General features: G+C 46.2%; 15 protein-coding genes. 3 read left to right on the top strand and 12 right to left on the bottom strand.

What is annotated here, in order from left to right:
- Positions 1-6: 6 nt before the first annotated feature.
- From lepA to gpr, 3 genes are all read right to left on the bottom strand, one after another.
- Positions 7-1,815, bottom strand: coding sequence for a translation elongation factor 4 (lepA, locus tag MUB50_RS12230; RefSeq protein ID WP_118515036.1), 1,809 nt, complete (start codon positions 1,813-1,815; stop codon positions 7-9).
- An 82-nt stretch (positions 1,816-1,897) separates the two neighbouring features.
- The gene (locus MUB50_RS12225) at positions 1,898-3,229 is read right to left on the bottom strand and encodes a stage II sporulation protein P (protein ID WP_244791222.1); all 1,332 of its coding nucleotides are present in this window, start codon (positions 3,227-3,229) and stop codon (positions 1,898-1,900) included.
- Between the two features lie 23 nt (positions 3,230-3,252).
- Positions 3,253-4,182, bottom strand: coding sequence for a GPR endopeptidase (gene gpr / locus MUB50_RS12220; protein ID WP_118515038.1), 930 nt, complete (start codon positions 4,180-4,182; stop codon positions 3,253-3,255).
- A 293-nt stretch (positions 4,183-4,475) separates the two neighbouring features.
- On the opposite strand from gpr, the gene rpsT reads away from it, so the two are divergent.
- Both rpsT and MUB50_RS12210 read left to right on the top strand, forming a co-directional pair.
- Positions 4,476-4,739 carry a 30S ribosomal protein S20 gene (rpsT, locus tag MUB50_RS12215; RefSeq protein WP_022426951.1) on the top strand — a complete coding sequence of 88 codons (264 nt, stop codon included), beginning with the start codon at positions 4,476-4,478 and terminating at the stop codon, positions 4,737-4,739.
- A gap of 113 nt (positions 4,740-4,852) precedes the next feature.
- Positions 4,853-5,425: a M48 family metallopeptidase gene (locus MUB50_RS12210; protein WP_244791224.1), complete on the top strand. Its 573-nt coding sequence runs from the start codon at positions 4,853-4,855 to the stop codon at positions 5,423-5,425.
- A 3-nt stretch (positions 5,426-5,428) separates the two neighbouring features.
- Here the strand turns inward: MUB50_RS12210 and holA are convergent, their stop codons facing one another.
- Positions 5,429-6,424, bottom strand: coding sequence for a DNA polymerase III subunit delta (gene holA / locus MUB50_RS12205; RefSeq protein ID WP_244791226.1), 996 nt, complete (start codon positions 6,422-6,424; stop codon positions 5,429-5,431).
- A 171-nt stretch (positions 6,425-6,595) separates the two neighbouring features.
- Here holA and MUB50_RS12200 point away from each other — a divergent pair, with 171 nt between their 5' ends.
- Positions 6,596-7,003: a DUF6465 family protein gene (locus MUB50_RS12200; protein WP_015527442.1), complete on the top strand. Its 408-nt coding sequence runs from the start codon at positions 6,596-6,598 to the stop codon at positions 7,001-7,003.
- Positions 7,004-7,129: 126 nt separating this feature from the next.
- Here the strand turns inward: MUB50_RS12200 and glpK are convergent, their stop codons facing one another.
- From glpK to MUB50_RS12160, 8 genes are all read right to left on the bottom strand, one after another.
- The gene (gene glpK / locus MUB50_RS12195; RefSeq protein ID WP_173753946.1) at positions 7,130-8,629 is read right to left on the bottom strand and encodes a glycerol kinase GlpK; all 1,500 of its coding nucleotides are present in this window, start codon (positions 8,627-8,629) and stop codon (positions 7,130-7,132) included.
- A 51-nt stretch (positions 8,630-8,680) separates the two neighbouring features.
- Complete coding sequence (locus tag MUB50_RS12190; RefSeq protein ID WP_118515044.1) at positions 8,681-9,256, bottom strand: glycerol-3-phosphate responsive antiterminator; 576 nt, start codon at positions 9,254-9,256, stop codon at positions 8,681-8,683.
- A 213-nt stretch (positions 9,257-9,469) separates the two neighbouring features.
- Positions 9,470-10,588 carry an Ldh family oxidoreductase gene (locus MUB50_RS12185; protein WP_114002062.1) on the bottom strand — a complete coding sequence of 373 codons (1,119 nt, stop codon included), beginning with the start codon at positions 10,586-10,588 and terminating at the stop codon, positions 9,470-9,472.
- A 142-nt stretch (positions 10,589-10,730) separates the two neighbouring features.
- Complete coding sequence (locus MUB50_RS12180; protein ID WP_118515048.1) at positions 10,731-11,462, bottom strand: glycerophosphodiester phosphodiesterase; 732 nt, start codon at positions 11,460-11,462, stop codon at positions 10,731-10,733.
- Positions 11,463-11,762: 300 nt separating this feature from the next.
- Positions 11,763-12,134, bottom strand: coding sequence for a DUF1667 domain-containing protein (locus MUB50_RS12175; protein WP_244791228.1), 372 nt, complete (start codon positions 12,132-12,134; stop codon positions 11,763-11,765).
- Between the two features lie 5 nt (positions 12,135-12,139).
- Positions 12,140-13,426 carry an NAD(P)/FAD-dependent oxidoreductase gene (locus MUB50_RS12170; RefSeq protein ID WP_186582413.1) on the bottom strand — a complete coding sequence of 429 codons (1,287 nt, stop codon included), beginning with the start codon at positions 13,424-13,426 and terminating at the stop codon, positions 12,140-12,142.
- 7 nt (positions 13,427-13,433) lie between these two features.
- On the bottom strand, positions 13,434-14,891 hold the full coding sequence (locus MUB50_RS12165) for an NAD(P)/FAD-dependent oxidoreductase (protein ID WP_244791230.1): 1,458 nt from the start codon (positions 14,889-14,891) through the stop codon (positions 13,434-13,436).
- Between the two features lie 465 nt (positions 14,892-15,356).
- Positions 15,357-16,073: an MgtC/SapB family protein gene (locus tag MUB50_RS12160; protein WP_015527451.1), complete on the bottom strand. Its 717-nt coding sequence runs from the start codon at positions 16,071-16,073 to the stop codon at positions 15,357-15,359.
- Between the last annotated feature and the right edge of the window lie 11 nt (positions 16,074-16,084).

Raw genomic sequence — 16,084 nt, 5'->3', positions numbered from 1 at the left:
CATCTCCTATTTATCATCCAGCTTCAGGACACTCATAAATGCCTTCTGCGGGATCTCCACGTTACCTACCTGACGCATACGTTTCTTACCTTCCTTCTGTTTCTCCAGAAGCTTCTTCTTACGGGAGATATCTCCACCGTAACACTTGGCAAGTACGTCTTTGCGCATGGCTCTTACCGTCTCTCTGGCAATGACCTTGCTTCCGATAGCTGCCTGGATCGGGATCTCAAAGAGCTGTCTCGGAATCTCGTCTTTCAGCTTCTCACACATCTTTCTTCCGCGCTCGTAAGCAGTATCTGCATGCACGATAAAGGAAAGAGCATCCACTTCTTCTTTATTCACAAGGATATCCAGCTTCACAAGCTCACTTCTCTCATATCCGTCCAGTTCGTAATCCAGGGATGCATAACCTCTGGAACGTGATTTCAGTGCATCAAAGAAATCATAGATGATCTCATTCAGCGGCAGTCTGTATTTCAGGAGTGCACGGGTTTCTTCCATATATTCCATGCCTTCATACTGACCACGTCTCTCCTGGCAAAGATCCATGATCGCACCAATGAACTCTGTGGTTACCATGATCTCTGCCTTCACCATGGGCTCTTCCATGTATTCGATCTCTGAAGGATCCGGAAGGTTGGTGGGATTGGTCAGCTCGATGATCTCACCATTGGTTTTATAGACCTTATAGATAACACTCGGTGCTGTAGTTACAAGATCCAGGTTATACTCTCTCTCCAGACGCTCCTGAATGATCTCAAGATGAAGAAGTCCCAGAAAGCCGCAGCGGAAACCAAATCCAAGAGCGACCGATGTCTCCGGTTCATAATAAAGGGAAGCATCGTTGAGCTGAAGCTTCTCCAGTGCGTCACGGAGATCGCCGTACTTGGCACCATCTGCCGGATAAAGGCCACAATAAACCATAGGGTTTACCTTCTTATATCCCGGAAGCGCCTCTGCACAGGGGTTGTCCGCATCCGTTACCGTATCACCCACGCGGGTATCACGGACATTCTTAATGCTGGCTGTGATATATCCGACCATGCCTGCTGTCAGCTCGTCACATGGGATAAACTGACCCGCTCCAAAATATCCTACCTCCACAACCTCCGTGGTGAATCCGGTCGCCATCATATGGATCCTCGTGCCCTTTTTCACACGTCCGTCCTTCACTCTGCAAAATACGATAACACCCTTATAAGGGTCATAAACAGAGTCAAAGATCAGAGCCTTCAGCGGTGCATCCACATCCCCCGACGGCGCCGGGACCTTATTGACGATCTGCTCCAGGACCTGGTCTACATTCAGTCCTGTTTTTGCGGAGATCTGCGGTGCATCCTGCGCCTCAATTCCGATCACATCCTCAATCTCATTGATAACACGCTCCGGATCCGCACTTGGAAGGTCAATCTTGTTGATCACCGGAACCACATCCAGATCATGGTCCAGTGCCATATATACATTGGCAAGTGTCTGAGCTTCGATTCCCTGTGCTGCATCCACAACAAGGATCGCTCCGTCACAGGCAGCAAGGCTTCGTGAAACCTCATAGTTAAAGTCTACATGTCCCGGGGTATCGATCAGGTTAAAAATATACTCATTTCCGTCCTTGGCTTTGTATACAATACGAACCGCCTGGGATTTGATGGTGATCCCTCGTTCTCTCTCAAGGTCCATGTTATCCAGAACCTGGGCCTGCATTTCCCTTTCGGTAAGAAGTCCCGTCATCTCGATGATACGGTCCGCAAGTGTTGACTTGCCATGGTCAATATGTGCAATGATACAAAAATTCCGAATTTTACTCTGGTCTATCATTCAGGAAGTCCTCCTTAAATTTCTCTCGTATAAAGCGTTCAGAACGCATATTTTTCCATACTGCTCTTTATCATACCATATTTCAGTCTTCTTTGTCACTGCCTTTCAGAACTCTGTTTAAGATATCTGCAAAAGGTTCCATGGCATTTCTGACTTCCTCCACGGTATTTGTCTGCGCTCCGGCCTCCAGAAGCAGCGCACGTGGCTTAAGATGCAGATTATAGCGAAGACCTGCCAGATAGATTCCCCGGTAAAGATCGGGGTAATACTGTGCCGCCTGATATTCCAGCTGAAAGGAAAATGCCAGATTCTCTTCTATGTAAGGATTGGGCAGATAACTCACTGCCCCCTGACTGACTGTATAGCTTAATCCATTATAAAAAAGCAGCTGAGCAGTAGGTTTTCCATTCACCTGAGTTACCAGATGCCGGTCATCCGGCACACCATCTCTGTGAAGGTCGATCACAACTTCAATGGTGGGGTTTTCTTCCAGCACTTTTTCTATGGAGGCCCTGGCATAATCATAAGCCTTGCTCCTGTCCAGTGTTCCTCCCATCATATCAAAGGGATCTGTTATATGAATGACCTGGTACCCGTATGTTTTTTCCAGAAGTTCAGTAAGATGATCTCCCACTCCTACGATGGTGTCCTCAGTCTGTCCTTCTCTTGAATCTGCAAAAGCCTCCTGGGAATGGGTATGATAGATCAGGATCTGGGGTACCGATGAATCCTTTTTAACGGACAGATCCTCCTTCAGAAAACGGGGCGCACTGATCTGCTGTGCATTCGTCTCCGTATTGGAATCCAATATAAAAAACTGATTCATCACATAGTCAAAATCTGCCAGTTTCGCCTGAGACAAATCAATCTGCGGATGTGGCAGTGCCACTGTCTCCTGTTCCTTCGCGGTATTTTCACCGGATCGGTTCTCCTCTGACGCCGGAGTCTCCTGTTCTGCAACTTCCTGTCCTGTGTCCCCCGACTCCGTAACTTCCGGCTCTGCATTTTCCTTACCGGTCTCCTTTTCACTTTTTTTGCCGTCAGAAGATTTTTTCTCTGCCTCTTCCGCTTCTTTCTTTTGAATTTCTTTTTTCTTTTGAAGCTCTTCTTTCTTCTGAAGCTCTTCTTTCTTCTCTACCTCTTCCGCCTCGGCCATCAGCAGCGTCTCCTGCTCTTTTCGGTTCTCTGCTTCCACTTCTTTACCCAGATGCTCTGCGTTTTTTTCCTGCAAAAGCATCTCTGTTTCCCTGTCTCTGCCATTTTCCTTCTGCAGAGCTTTCTTTTCCAGAAAGCAATACAGCGGCAGCTGTCTGTAGATCTCACCATGCCTGAAAAAATCTCCCGGAAGGACAGCCACCACACACAGGAAGATCAGGCTCAAAACCACGCAGAAAGCCCTCTGGATATTTGTCACCCACGATCACCTCTTATGGTATTTTATGACCTGTCCTCTTCGATTAGACTATCGGAAAAAGCCAGATTCAGTCCCTCGGAAATGGTAAAGCTTAAATACCGTACCGTTTCATCCACATCCTTTGGTGTTACAAACATGGTGTAAAGCTTCGGCGAGATCATTTCTTCCAGAAACTCCTTCTGCTCATCTTCCTCCAGTGCCTCCAGAAGCTCCGCCATGGAATCATGGACAATAGTAGCCGCATCCACCACAGTCGGAACACCGATCCCGATCACACGGACCGAAAGATTTTCTTCATTCAGGCCTTCCCTGTGATTCCCCACGCCGGAGCCCGGACTGATCCCGGTATCCGTGATCTGGATCGTCCGGTTAAGTCTTGTCGTACTTCTGGCCGCCAGCGCATCTACGGCGATCACCAAATCCGGCTTTGTCTCAGAAACAACACCCCGAACAATTTCCAGGGTTTCCATTCCTGTCTGTGCCATCACACCCGGAACGATCCCGCTGATCTGGTGCATTTTCATATGTCCATTGCTCTTCAGCCCATATTCCCGAATCACATGCCTTGTCATGTGAAGATTGGAAACTGTACGAGGGCCAAGGGAATCCGCAGTAATCTCCTGATTTCCAAGCCCTACCACCAGAATTGACAACTGACGTCCAAGATCGATCAGTTCCCTTAAATGATGTGCCACTTCTTCAGAAATCTCCCTGTGATAATCCTCATCCGGAACGGAAAGATCCGGTGCCTCAATGGTAATATAAGTTCCCTGTGGTTTTCCCATGGCCCTGGCTCCGTTTTCCGTTGTGATCCTTACAACTGTAGTACGCACCTCCTTTTCCTCATCGTATTTTTCCCTGATCTCTACTCCATGTACTTCTACATTTTCCTCCCGAAAGCGTTCCGTTGCTTCCAGTGCCAGGTCTGTTCTGATTCTGCTCCTTCCAGCCATACTCTCATCCTCTTTTTCTGTAAAATCAAAAAGACTTTTTCGCTGCTGCCTGCAGCTTTTCCCGTGTTTTCCCTTTTATTATTTCCCTTTTTCCCATAAATATGTATCATTTCCGCTTTTACACACAGCATCTGGTATTTTTCGCATATTTTTTTTTGAATTTTTGCGAAAAACATCTTGACATTCCTGTGCACGTATAATAATATATATAAGCATGTTTCATAGGAGCGCCCGTGTCTGTTCCTGTGAATGTAATTTAATATTATATTTTTAAGGAATCGGAGGTGTACGAATTGGCTAACATTAAATCCGCAAAGAAGAGAATCTTAGTTAACAGCACTAAGGCTGCAAGAAACAAAGCAATCCGTTCTGCAGTTAAGACTTCCATCAAGAAAGTTGAGACAGCAGTTGAGAATAAGGATAAGGCAGCTGCAGAGGTTGCTCTTAAGGACGCAATCTCCACAATCAGCAAAGCTACATCCAAGGGCGTTTATCACAAAAATAACTGCGCCAGAAAAATTTCCCGTCTTTCCAAAGCTGTCAACAGCATTGCGTAATAGACCACGGAATATTTTAGTTATAAGCTTATAAGTAAAAGGAAAGACAGTCGAACCGTCAGCGACTGTCTTTTTTGTATATAGATTTCTGCATTGACCAAAAGGAGTTTTTTATGATATCTCATCCCTTTCCCTACCGCATTATCCGCAGCAGCCGGAAAACCCTGGCGATCCAGGTCAGCGTTTCCGGTCAGGTGACTGTCCGCGCTCCACACACAATGCCAGATTCCACCATCCATCGTTTTCTCTCACAGAAAGAAAGCTGGATCCTGGAGCATCTCTCACACGCTGCCACTGAGCCGGCACAGTCCTCGGCTGAAAATCCGCCTCTTTCGGAATTTCGCCGCAGTTATTATATGGAATCCGCCAGAAAAATATTCAAAAGAAAAACCGCAGCCTACGCCAGAAAAATGGGCGTAACCTACGGCCGTATCACGATCCGGGAACAAAAAACCCGCTGGGGAAGCTGCACCAGCGAAGGAAACCTGAACTTCAACTGGCGGCTGATCTTCGCCCCGGAAAAAGTCCTGGATTATGTTGTGGTACACGAACTTTCCCACAGAAAAGAAATGAATCATTCCCCTGCCTTTTATGCAGTGGTGGCATCTGTGATGCCGGAGTATAAAGCCTGCGAAAAATGGCTCAGGGACAACGGAGCGACCCTGTGGAAGAACCCGTCTTCGTAAAACTCAGGCCCTCACTGCTCTCGCCGAGCTGTACTTCACGATCAGAAGCTCCACGCTGAGCACATCTCCAAGTGTACCTGTCTTTACCTCCTCTTCCGCATCCACAAAATCCCGCACAGCATTCTCCAGTTCTTCCACAGTGTAGGATCTGGCACAGGACGCCAGATTCCGCACAACAAAAGAGGGTACTCCCAGTTTGGAAGCGATCTCAGTCTGAGAAAGACCCTCCTGCGACATTTTCTTGGTCAGGCAGATCTGACGAAACTGTTTCGCCAGAAGAAACAATATCCTCATTGGCGGTTCCCGAAGAGTCAGAAGGTCATAGTACAGATCCAGGGCCCGCTTCTGGTTCTTCTCCGTCACCGCACGCACCATATCAAAGATCTTATTGGTTGTCTGTGCAGTACAGACAGCCCGGATATCTGCAGCAGTCACAACATCTCTTCCAACTGTATAGGAGATCAGCTTTTCCAGCTCCATCCTTATATTTCCCATATCTGTTCCCGTCATGGTCAGCAAAAGCTCCACATCTCTCTGGGTGATCCTGCGGCCATTTTTTCCAAGGATTCCTGCTGCCCACCGCATAAGAGTCTTTTCATCCTGCTGTTTAAATTCCCCGATGCTGCCGCAGGCTTTTACCGCCTTGTACATACGGCTTCTTTTATCTACTTCAGACTCGCAGAACACCAGATACAGATAATCAGGCAGAGCTTTCATATAATCTGCCAGTTCCTCACATTTATTCTTAAAGAATCCCGTATCCTCAAGAAGGACTACTCTTCGCTCTGCAAAAAAGGGCATGGTATCACAAAGACTCAAAAGCTCCCGGACATCGATTCCCTTCCCTTCATATCTGGTAAAATTCATGGTATCATCGTCCGGGTTCAGAGCCTTCACCAGATTTCTTTTATATTGCTGTTTCAGATAGGCTTCCTCACCATAAAGGAGATATGCCTGCTTAAATTTTCCTGTTTTAATATCTTCCTGAATATTCTTCAATCTCTGTACCCCTGTCTGATTTTCTCTGTAATCCAGTTTATACGACAACCGCCGGAAATGCAACACCCAAGCAAAAATTTGACTTTCCACCGGATTCATGATACTGTAAACAGGTACATATTCCGACAGATCTGTTCTGTCAGCGAGATATGTGGAAGGGAGTGTTCCATTATGGAAAAAAGAAGAAACAGCAGAACAAGCAACCTGAAGAGCGCAACCACCAAAGCCAAAGCTACCGTGAAATCAACTGTAGAAAAGATTGAAAAAACACCTGCAGCTGAAAAAACCGTTAAAGCAGTCAAAAAAGCAACAGAGACTGTAGCAGCCAAGGCACCAGAAGTAGTAGAAGAAGTTAAGAACACTGTAAAAAATCATAAGATCAGCGGCATCACACTTGAAATTTTTGAGACATCCATCACAGTTGCCGACCTTGAGGCAGCTGTTAAGAAAGATGCAGAAGCAAAAGGCCTGAAAGGCAAAGAGCTCCACATTTATGTAAATGCAGAAGAAAGAGCAGCTTACTACACTGCTGACGGAGAAGGTTCCGACGATTACAGAATCGATCTGACCACTCTGTAAACTCCGGCGGATCTGTTCCGCGATCGCTTACTATGACGGTCTGTCTGTGACATTCCGAAAGCGCAAAAAAGCCATGCACAGGACATTTTCATCCGGTCCCGCTGCATGACTTTTCTTTTTTACCTTTTACTGGATCTTTTTGATCCAGTCTCTGGAGCAGCCTACTGCAGCTCTCCAGCCTTTTACCATGGCATTTCGCTTCTCATCATCGATCTCCGTGCGGAAAATACGTTCCACATCACGGCTTTCCAGTACTGCCTCCTTGCTTTTCCAGAAGCCCACAGCAAGACCTGCCAGATATGCGGCACCAAGAGCAGTTGTTTCAATACATTCCGGACGTTCTACAGCCACATTACTGATATTGGCCTGAATCTGCAGGAGAAGATTGTTTGCACTTGCTCCGCCGTCTACACGAAGAACTGCAAGGTCACTTCCGGCATCTTCCTTCATAACCTCCAGCACATCATTGACCTGATATGCAAGAGATTCCAAAGTCGCACGCACAATATGATACTTATTTACACCACGGGTCAATCCCACGATCGTGCCACGGGCATACTGATCCCAGTAAGGAGCTCCAAGTCCCGTAAATGCAGGCACGACGTAGCAGCCGTTTGCATCCGGTACTTTTCCCGCAAAATACTCGGTATCCGATGCAGAATCCACCAGATGAAGCTCATCACGAAGCCACTGAATCGCAGCACCAGCCACAAATACGGATCCCTCCAGAACATAAGTGATCTTTCCGTTAAGTCCCCATCCGATGGTTGTAACCAGCCCGTTATTGGAAAATACCGGTTTATCTCCTGCATTCATCAGAAGAAAACCACCGGTTCCGTATGTATTCTTGGTTTCACCTTTCTCAAAGCAGGCCTGTCCGAACAGCGCCGCCTGCTGGTCACCGGCAGCACCGGCTACCGGGATCCTTCCACCGAAAAAGGACGGATCTGTCTCACCATAAATCTCACTGGACTCTTTTACCTGCGGAAGCATGCATTTCGGAATGTCAAGCTCCTCCAGGATCTCATCATCCCACTCCAGTGTATTAATATTGAACATCATCGTTCTGGATGCATTGGAATAATCTGTTACATGAACAGCTCCCTTGGTCAGTTTCCAGATCAGCCAGGTCTCCACGGTACCAAACAGAAGCTCTCCCTTCTCTGCTCTTTCGCGGGCACCCTCCACATTATCCAGGATCCATTTTACTTTGGTGGCAGAAAAATACGCATCAATAACAAGTCCTGTTTTCTGACGGAATTTTTCTTCCAGTCCCTTCGCTTTCAGACTGTCGCAGTATTCTGAAGTTCTTCTGCACTGCCATACGATGGCATGATAAACCGGCTGTCCCGTATTCTTATCCCAGACAATGGTGGTTTCTCTCTGATTGGTGATACCGATTGCTGCAATATCCTCTGCCGTTGCCTCAATCTGGTTCATAGCCTCTCTGGCAACAGAAAGCTGTGTGGACCAGATCTCACCTGCATCATGCTCTACCCATCCCGGTTTCGGAAAATGCTGGATAAACTCCTTCTGTGCCACACTGCGGATCCTTCCGTTTTCATCAAAAAGAATACAGCGATTACTGGTCGTTCCGGAATCCAGCGCCATAATATATTTTGCCATATAAAAATCCTCCAATACATTTCTTTGCTGCAGATCAATGCCTCTGCAGCCTTACAATTCCCATACCTTCTGATTTGTAGTGGAAACCGCTGCTGCCCCCGCACCCAGCGCTCCCATTACATCCTCCTTATCGGAGATCAAACCGCCTGCGATCACAGGCACTTTGCTTGTTTTACATATCTGTTTAAGAATCTTCGGCATCACCCCCGGCAGAACCTCCACCACATCCGGCAGCTGCTCATGCTGATTTCCCAGATTCTCAATATTCTTGATTGCCATGGAATCAATAAGGAAAAAACGCAGAACTGTATACATTCCAAGCTTCTTCGCCCTGTTGATCATGGATGCTTTTGTTGAAATGATCCCGTCTGCATGGATATTTTTGCAAATATAATCCACAGAAACCTCTTTCGAACATAAACCTGTGATCAGGTCTATATGTGCCATCGCGATCTTCCCCGCCTGGTGGATCTGCTCCACAATTCCCCCAATAGAACGGATATCTCCATACAGGATAAAGATCACGGTAAGCTCTTCTCTGCCCAGACAGTTCTGAAGCCCCTGTTCATCCTTTACAGCCGCTATGATCGGGTTCGCCTCGATCGCGTCCAGAAATTCTTTGTTCATATTCTCTCTTCCTCCGCAATGTTCACACAATATCATCCTATCTCCGCGCATTATTTGAAGATATTATTCTTATTGTATCAGTTTATTGCTTCAAAGACCAGACGCATTTGCCAAATATATCTGTTTTATTTCCGGCTGTATTACAATTCTCAGACAATCTTCTTCTCTGGTAAAAGAAGGGAAGCCCCTATGGACTTCCCTTCTGCAGATACATTATTTCTCAAACGGGAATTTGAACTGTGTAAGTCCGAATTCATCGCGAAGTCCGATAAACTCTTTCTGAACTGCCTCTGTCACCGGAACTCCCTTATCCTTACGATACATCCATACATCATATTCCTTCTCGCCTGCTGTGTAGATACGTTCCTGTCCAGGAGCCTTCTCGGAGCCTCTCAGGTCTCTCAGGATATCACCGCATGTTTTCTTGAATGCCTCTGCACCCATAAATGCCTCTGTGTCGATAGCAATAAAGAAATGTCCAAGATGATATGGACGGATCTTTCCTTCCTCATCCTTACCATCCAGAGCTTTCAGGAAGAGACCGGACTGAAGAGCAGCGGAAAGGATCTCAACAACAGTAGAGTATCCGTATCCCTTATATCCTCCGGTTGTCTCACCAAATCCACCGAGAGGAGCAAGTGCTGCCTGCTGGCTTCTGATCTTCTTAAGGATCTCTGCACTATCTGTAAGCTCCTCTCCTTCTCTGGAAATAACAAGACCCTTAGGAGTATCATGATTGATACGTGCGTAGTATTCGATCTTGCCATTCTGGATAACAGATGTTGCACAGTCCAGTGTAAATGGGAACGGCTCATCTGTAGGCATACTAAATGTCAACGGGTTGGTTCCAAGCATATTCTCAACACCAAATGTCGGTGCAACGGATGGTCTTGCGTTGGTACCACTGATACCGATCATATTCTCCTTTGCTGCGAGACCTGTCCAGTAGCCTGCGATTCCATAATGGGAAGAGTTACGGACTGCAACCATACCCATGCCGTATTTATGTGCTTTTTCAATACACATGTCCATAGCCTTCTTGCTGGCTACCATTCCCATACCATCGTTGGCATCGAGAACTGCAGTTGTTGGTGTCTCTTTAAGGATATCGATCTTTGTTACAGGATTTAAGATTCCGGATTTGATACGGTCGATATAGATCGGTTTAAAGCGGTTGCAGCCATGGCTCTCAATTCCACGTCTGTCACTTTCCAGAAGTACGTCGGAACAAAGTCTCGCATCCTCTGTTGGAACTCCCATTTTCTCAAATACCGCAGTCATAAAATCGTCTGCAAGCTGCCAGGAAATAAAAGGTCTTGTTTCTTTCTCCATTGTAAAAATCCTCCATAATACATTATTATAGTTTTTTTATTTTATTTTTATAGATCTGCAGCAGGACCCCCTCCTGCCGGAGATTTCAAATTTAGCCTGCCTCCTGCATGTGCCTCGCAGAAAGCGTCTTTACATCGCAACATCAATCCTCGTCTGCCACTGCTCTTCCTCTGTCCGGATAATTGGTGATGATGGAGTTTACTCCCCATTGCTTCATCCTTCTCATATCCTCTTCCTCGTTTACAGTCCAGACATTCACCCCAATCCCGTTCTGGGAACAGCTGCGTACATGCTCTTCCTTCAGGTATTCCAGATTCGGATGATAATACTGCACATCACAGGTTCTTGCATAAACCCCTGCATTATCCACGTATTTCTCTACCAGAAAGCCTCCTGCAATAGTCTCATCACTCTGTCTGCACAATACAATGGATGCGTTATTGAAAGAGGAAAGAATGATCCGATCCTCCAGACCATATTCGCAGATCATATCAATGACCTTCTCTTCCATACCACCATAATAATAAACACTGTTCTTCAGCTCGATGTTCGTGATCAGATCTTCCTCCTCTGCCATCCACTCCAGATACTCTCTCAGAGTCGGAATCTGAAGCCTGCCGAATTTTCCGGCAAACTTATCCGGATAACTGCAATCCAGTTTACACAGCTCGGCATATGTAAGATCATAGATATATCCGTTTCCATCTGTGGTACGGTCAACCTTCTCATCGTGCATGATCACCGGAACCAGATCCTTGGTCAGCTGTACATCAAGCTCGATCCCCTCGCAACCAGCCTCCACAGCTTTCTGAAACGCCAGCATTGTATTCTCCGGATATTCTCCGCTGAAACCACGATGTCCAAATACTTTCATTCTAATCATCCTCCATTCAATGCATCACATCGTTATGAGCATTTTTGCTAATTCATATTTCTGATTATATCATAGCATTTATTTATATTCAACATTTTTTATCGACTTTTGTGCATTTTTTTGTTATTTTTTAATTAATTATTCTTTTAAGCACTAATATTTTTTGTGCATTTTGTATATTTTGTTTCATGGCAAACAAAGCGATAAAAAAGCCTTTTCAGGTTTATTTTATTCGCTTTGTCTGCCGGAGGGCTGACATATTATAAGCATACAGTTTGCCATATATATATCCTTTGCAGATCACTGTATGATCTGCTTCACATTTCCTGTAGCCACGATATCCACGCCTGTGCCTGCTACATTCTCCAGGATCACGTCCCCGATCTGAACCGGCGCTTCCACACATACATCCCGCAGTGCTTCCACACAGTCAAAAATCTTTCCTTTCGGAATATCCTGTGCTGTCTTCACGGACACCACCGGCATACTTCCATTCTTCACACGAACGGTCGTTGTCACGATCCTGGTCGGATCTGTCACTTCCTTCACTGCATATTCCGCACCTTTTTTACAGGTATTTCCTGTGACGGAAATGATTTCTTTTCCATTCATTTCCACCAGAAGGGCGCATCCCATAGGACATCCGATACAAGTAAGATTCCTTTTTTCCATTTTCATCACTCCTCCACCTGGATCACAAGTTCATGTTTATCCTGTTTCTGTTTTCCTTCCAGAATGGAAAGAAGCTGCTCTTTTTTCAATTTGATCTGTTCCATCTCTCCGGGTGCTGCCACCTGTTTTTTTCTGGAAAAGATCCGTTCTCCATCCAGATATGCACGGATGTAACAATTTTTATATACATTTCCCACACGGAAGCGAACCAGCTGCTCCTCCGCCATATGACCGGTACGGATCTCAGACGGCACTGTATAGCGGACACCGTTTTTGGGCGAAAGCGTGATCTTTATCTCTTCCGGTATTTTGTCCTCTCCATTGTTGTTTATATAGAGAGCCGCATTTCTTCCTGCATTGCCGGCTTCCTCCGAAACAAAATCCACCAGGTCATGAACATGAAGAACATTTCCGCAGGCAAAAATACCTTCTACATTTGTCTCCAGACTTTCGTTTACCACCGGTCCGGAAGTCACATTGCTCAGCTTCACACCTGCCTGTCCGGAAAGCTCATTCTCCGGGATCAGACCAACAGAAAGAAGAAGCGTATCGCATTCAAAAAATTCCTCTGTACCGGGAATCGGGCGTCTGTTTTCATCTACCTCTGCAAGAGTGATTCCTTCCACACGCTCTTTTCCTTTTATGTCAACCACTGTATGGCTAAGCTTCAACGGGATCCCAAAGTCGTCCAGACACTGCACGATATTTCGCTTCAGGCCTCCGGAATATGGCATCAGTTCTGCCACTGCCTTAACCTCTGCGCCTTCCAGCGTCATACGTCTGGCCATGATCAGTCCGATATCACCGGATCCCAGGATCACTACTTTTTTTCCCGGCATAAATCCTTCCATGTTTACAAGGCGCTGTGCTGTTCCCGCTGAATAAATGCCTGCCGGTCGATATCCCGGAATGTTCAGTGCACCTCGCGGTCTCTCCCTGCAGCCCATGGCAAGGATCACAGCTTTTGCCCGGATCTGATACATTCCCTCCTGGCGGCTCATGGCAGTGATCACCTTATCCTGGCTGATATCCATGACCATGGTGTTCAGCCGGTACTCGATCTGCTGCTCTTTTACCATCCGGATAAAGCGTGCCGCATATTCCGGTCCTGTCAGCTCCTCCTGAAATGTATGAAGGCCAAATCCATTATGGATACACTGATTCAGGATCCCGCCCAGTTCCTTATCACGTTCCAGGATCAGGATACTCTCTGCTCCCTCTTTCTTTGCAGCCAGGGCTGCTGCCAGTCCTGCAGGGCCTCCGCCTATGATCACGATATCTCTCTTCACCATAATCTTATCACTCATGGTTCTCGCCCTCCTCTGCAATTTTCTTGTTGATTCCTTCGATCAGTCTGGAATCTCCGCCTGTTTTTGTGATCTCCTCCATGGAAATGCCAAGCTCCCGGCTGAGGATCTCCATTGTTCTGGGAGAGCAAAAGCCTGACTGACATCTTCCCATTCCTGCTCTTGTACGACGTTTTACTCCATCCAGAGATTTCGCTCCGAGAGGTCTTCGGATCGCATCCAGAATCTCTCCCTCAGAGATCATCTCACATCTGCAGATGATATTTCCATATTCCGGTGATCTTTTGATCAGCTCATTTCTTTCTTCCAGAGAAAGCTCTGACGGATCCAGGATCCCTTTTCTCACCGGATCAAAATCCGGATTTACTTCCGGATGTAATTTTTCTTTTACGATGTCAGCAATCATACAGCCAATGGCCGGTGAGCTGGTAAGTCCCGGGGATGCAATTCCTGCACAATCGATAAATCCGGGTGCATCCTCCACCTCTTTGATCACAAAATCCATACCATCCTCGACAGCACGGAGTCCCGCAAAGCTTGTGATCACCTTCCGCAGTGGAATATCCTTTACTGTTTTACCGGATTTGACGCTTACTGTCTCCATACCCTCCGAGGTAGTTGCTGTTTCCTCCCGATCCTCCAGATCCGTAGCTGTAGGTCCGATCAAAAGGTTTCCATGAACAGTCTGTGTTACCAGAACTCCTTTTCCGCTCTTGTTTGGAAGTGCAAAGATCGTATGATTCACATGTGTTCCTGTACTTTTATCAAGGAGCATATACTCACCCTTACGAGGAGTGATATGCAGTTTTTTCTCACTTACCATATTATGAAAAACATCCGCATAGACACCGGCAGCATTGACGATACAGCCTGTCTCAAGATCACCCTTTGAGGTTTCCACAACAAAACCTTTTTCCTGTTTTCGGATGTTCTTTACTTCTGTGTCAAATTTAAATTCCACACCATTGTTATATGCATTCTCTGCCATTGCAATGTTCAGCTCAAAGGGACAGACAATTCCGGCTGTCGGTGCATACAGTGCTGCCAGCACCTGATCAGACAGATTCGGCTCCATGGCAAGTGCCTCTTCTCTGTCAAGGATCCTCAGTCCCTCTACTCCGTTTTTCAGTCCTCTTTCACGCAGCTTATGCAGCATGGCGATTCCATTCTCAGTCGTACAGACAGTCAATGAACCAGTCTGTTTAAAAGGAAAATCCAGTTCCTTCGAAAGCTGTCCCATCATATTGCTGCCCTTCACATTCAGTTCCGCCATAAGGCTTCCCGGTTCTGCATCATAACCGGAATGAGCGATTCCGCTGTTTGCCTTGGAAGTTCCACAGCATACATCCTCTTCTCGCTCCAGAACGCAGATTTTCAGCCGATATCTTGAAAGCTCTCTCGCCGCTGCCGCTCCGGAAACTCCTGCTCCGATAATGATCACATCATACATAGATCTGTTTCTCCTTTCCTGTTTGCGGATCTTCTGAACTGTCCCCGGCTTTCTCTGCGCCGGAAACAGCAGAATATCCGTTGCAACACAAGCATTGCCGTCCGCAGGTAAATATTCTGCGAGGAGTACTGCTTACGAACAGCAATCTTTCAAGTGAATATGCCATTATTTTTATGCCATAACCCTTTGTAACCCTTGTAATCCTTTTGAAACATTAACATTTGCGCATAAAAATAGCCGGCATAAAAACACACTTATCCATGTGTCTTCATGCCGGTCTCTGTTCTCAATGGCATTCTCTGTATTCAGCAAGCTGAATCAGATTCCTTCTTCACTTTGTATTCATTGTATCAGACTATTCTTCATATTTCAAGTGCATTTTTCGTAAAATACATCGTTTTTTCTTTAACATGCTCTTAACTTTCTCAAAAACATGATAAGTTTCATTGTATTCCCGATTCCCGATCATATTTCCTCCACAGAAATAACTCCTTCCTGCTGTCTTACCTCACGAAATACAGTATGGCGTGCTTTCCATTTGGCAGCTTCCATTGTTGCCTGGATCACCACACTCTGTGTTTTGGATCTCTTTTTGATGATAACTACGTTGGAGATCAGGATATCCTCTTCCCGAAGCTTCTTTATGACCATACTCATCTTGTCTTCATTTTCAAACTCCATATATACGTCATAGGTATTGGAATGCTCTTCCACATAAACCTCTATATATTTCGCATATTTGAACACCAGAATAAGTCCCAGCGTGGTAAAGATCGCACCGCTGTAAAAACCGATCCCCACAGCAAGTCCGATGCACGCGGAAGTCCAAAGACTGGCTGCTGTCGTAAGACCGGATACATGTCTCTGTCCGGTCACGATGATGGTTCCCACTCCGAGAAAACCGATTCCGCTGACAACCTGTGCGCCAAGTCGTGCAGTATCTCCGATTCCTGCCCCATTAGAATATACATGGATAAAATCGCCCGTCATCATAACCAGAGTTGCCCCCATACAGACGATCATATGTGTTTTTACACCTGCCACACGCTTCTTCATTCCACGGTCAATACCGATCAGACATCCAAGAAACATCGCAAGAATCAGCCGAAACAGCGTCGATCCCATATTTAAAGTGTGCAAATAATCCGATATTGCATTGCATGCTCCGAGAATTCCGCCCATAAATTTGCCCC

This window comes from Blautia sp. NSJ-140 (assembly GCF_022868965.1).
Taxonomy (GTDB): domain Bacteria; phylum Bacillota; class Clostridia; order Lachnospirales; family Lachnospiraceae; genus Blautia_A.
This window is presented reverse-complemented; position numbering and strand designations above follow the sequence as displayed.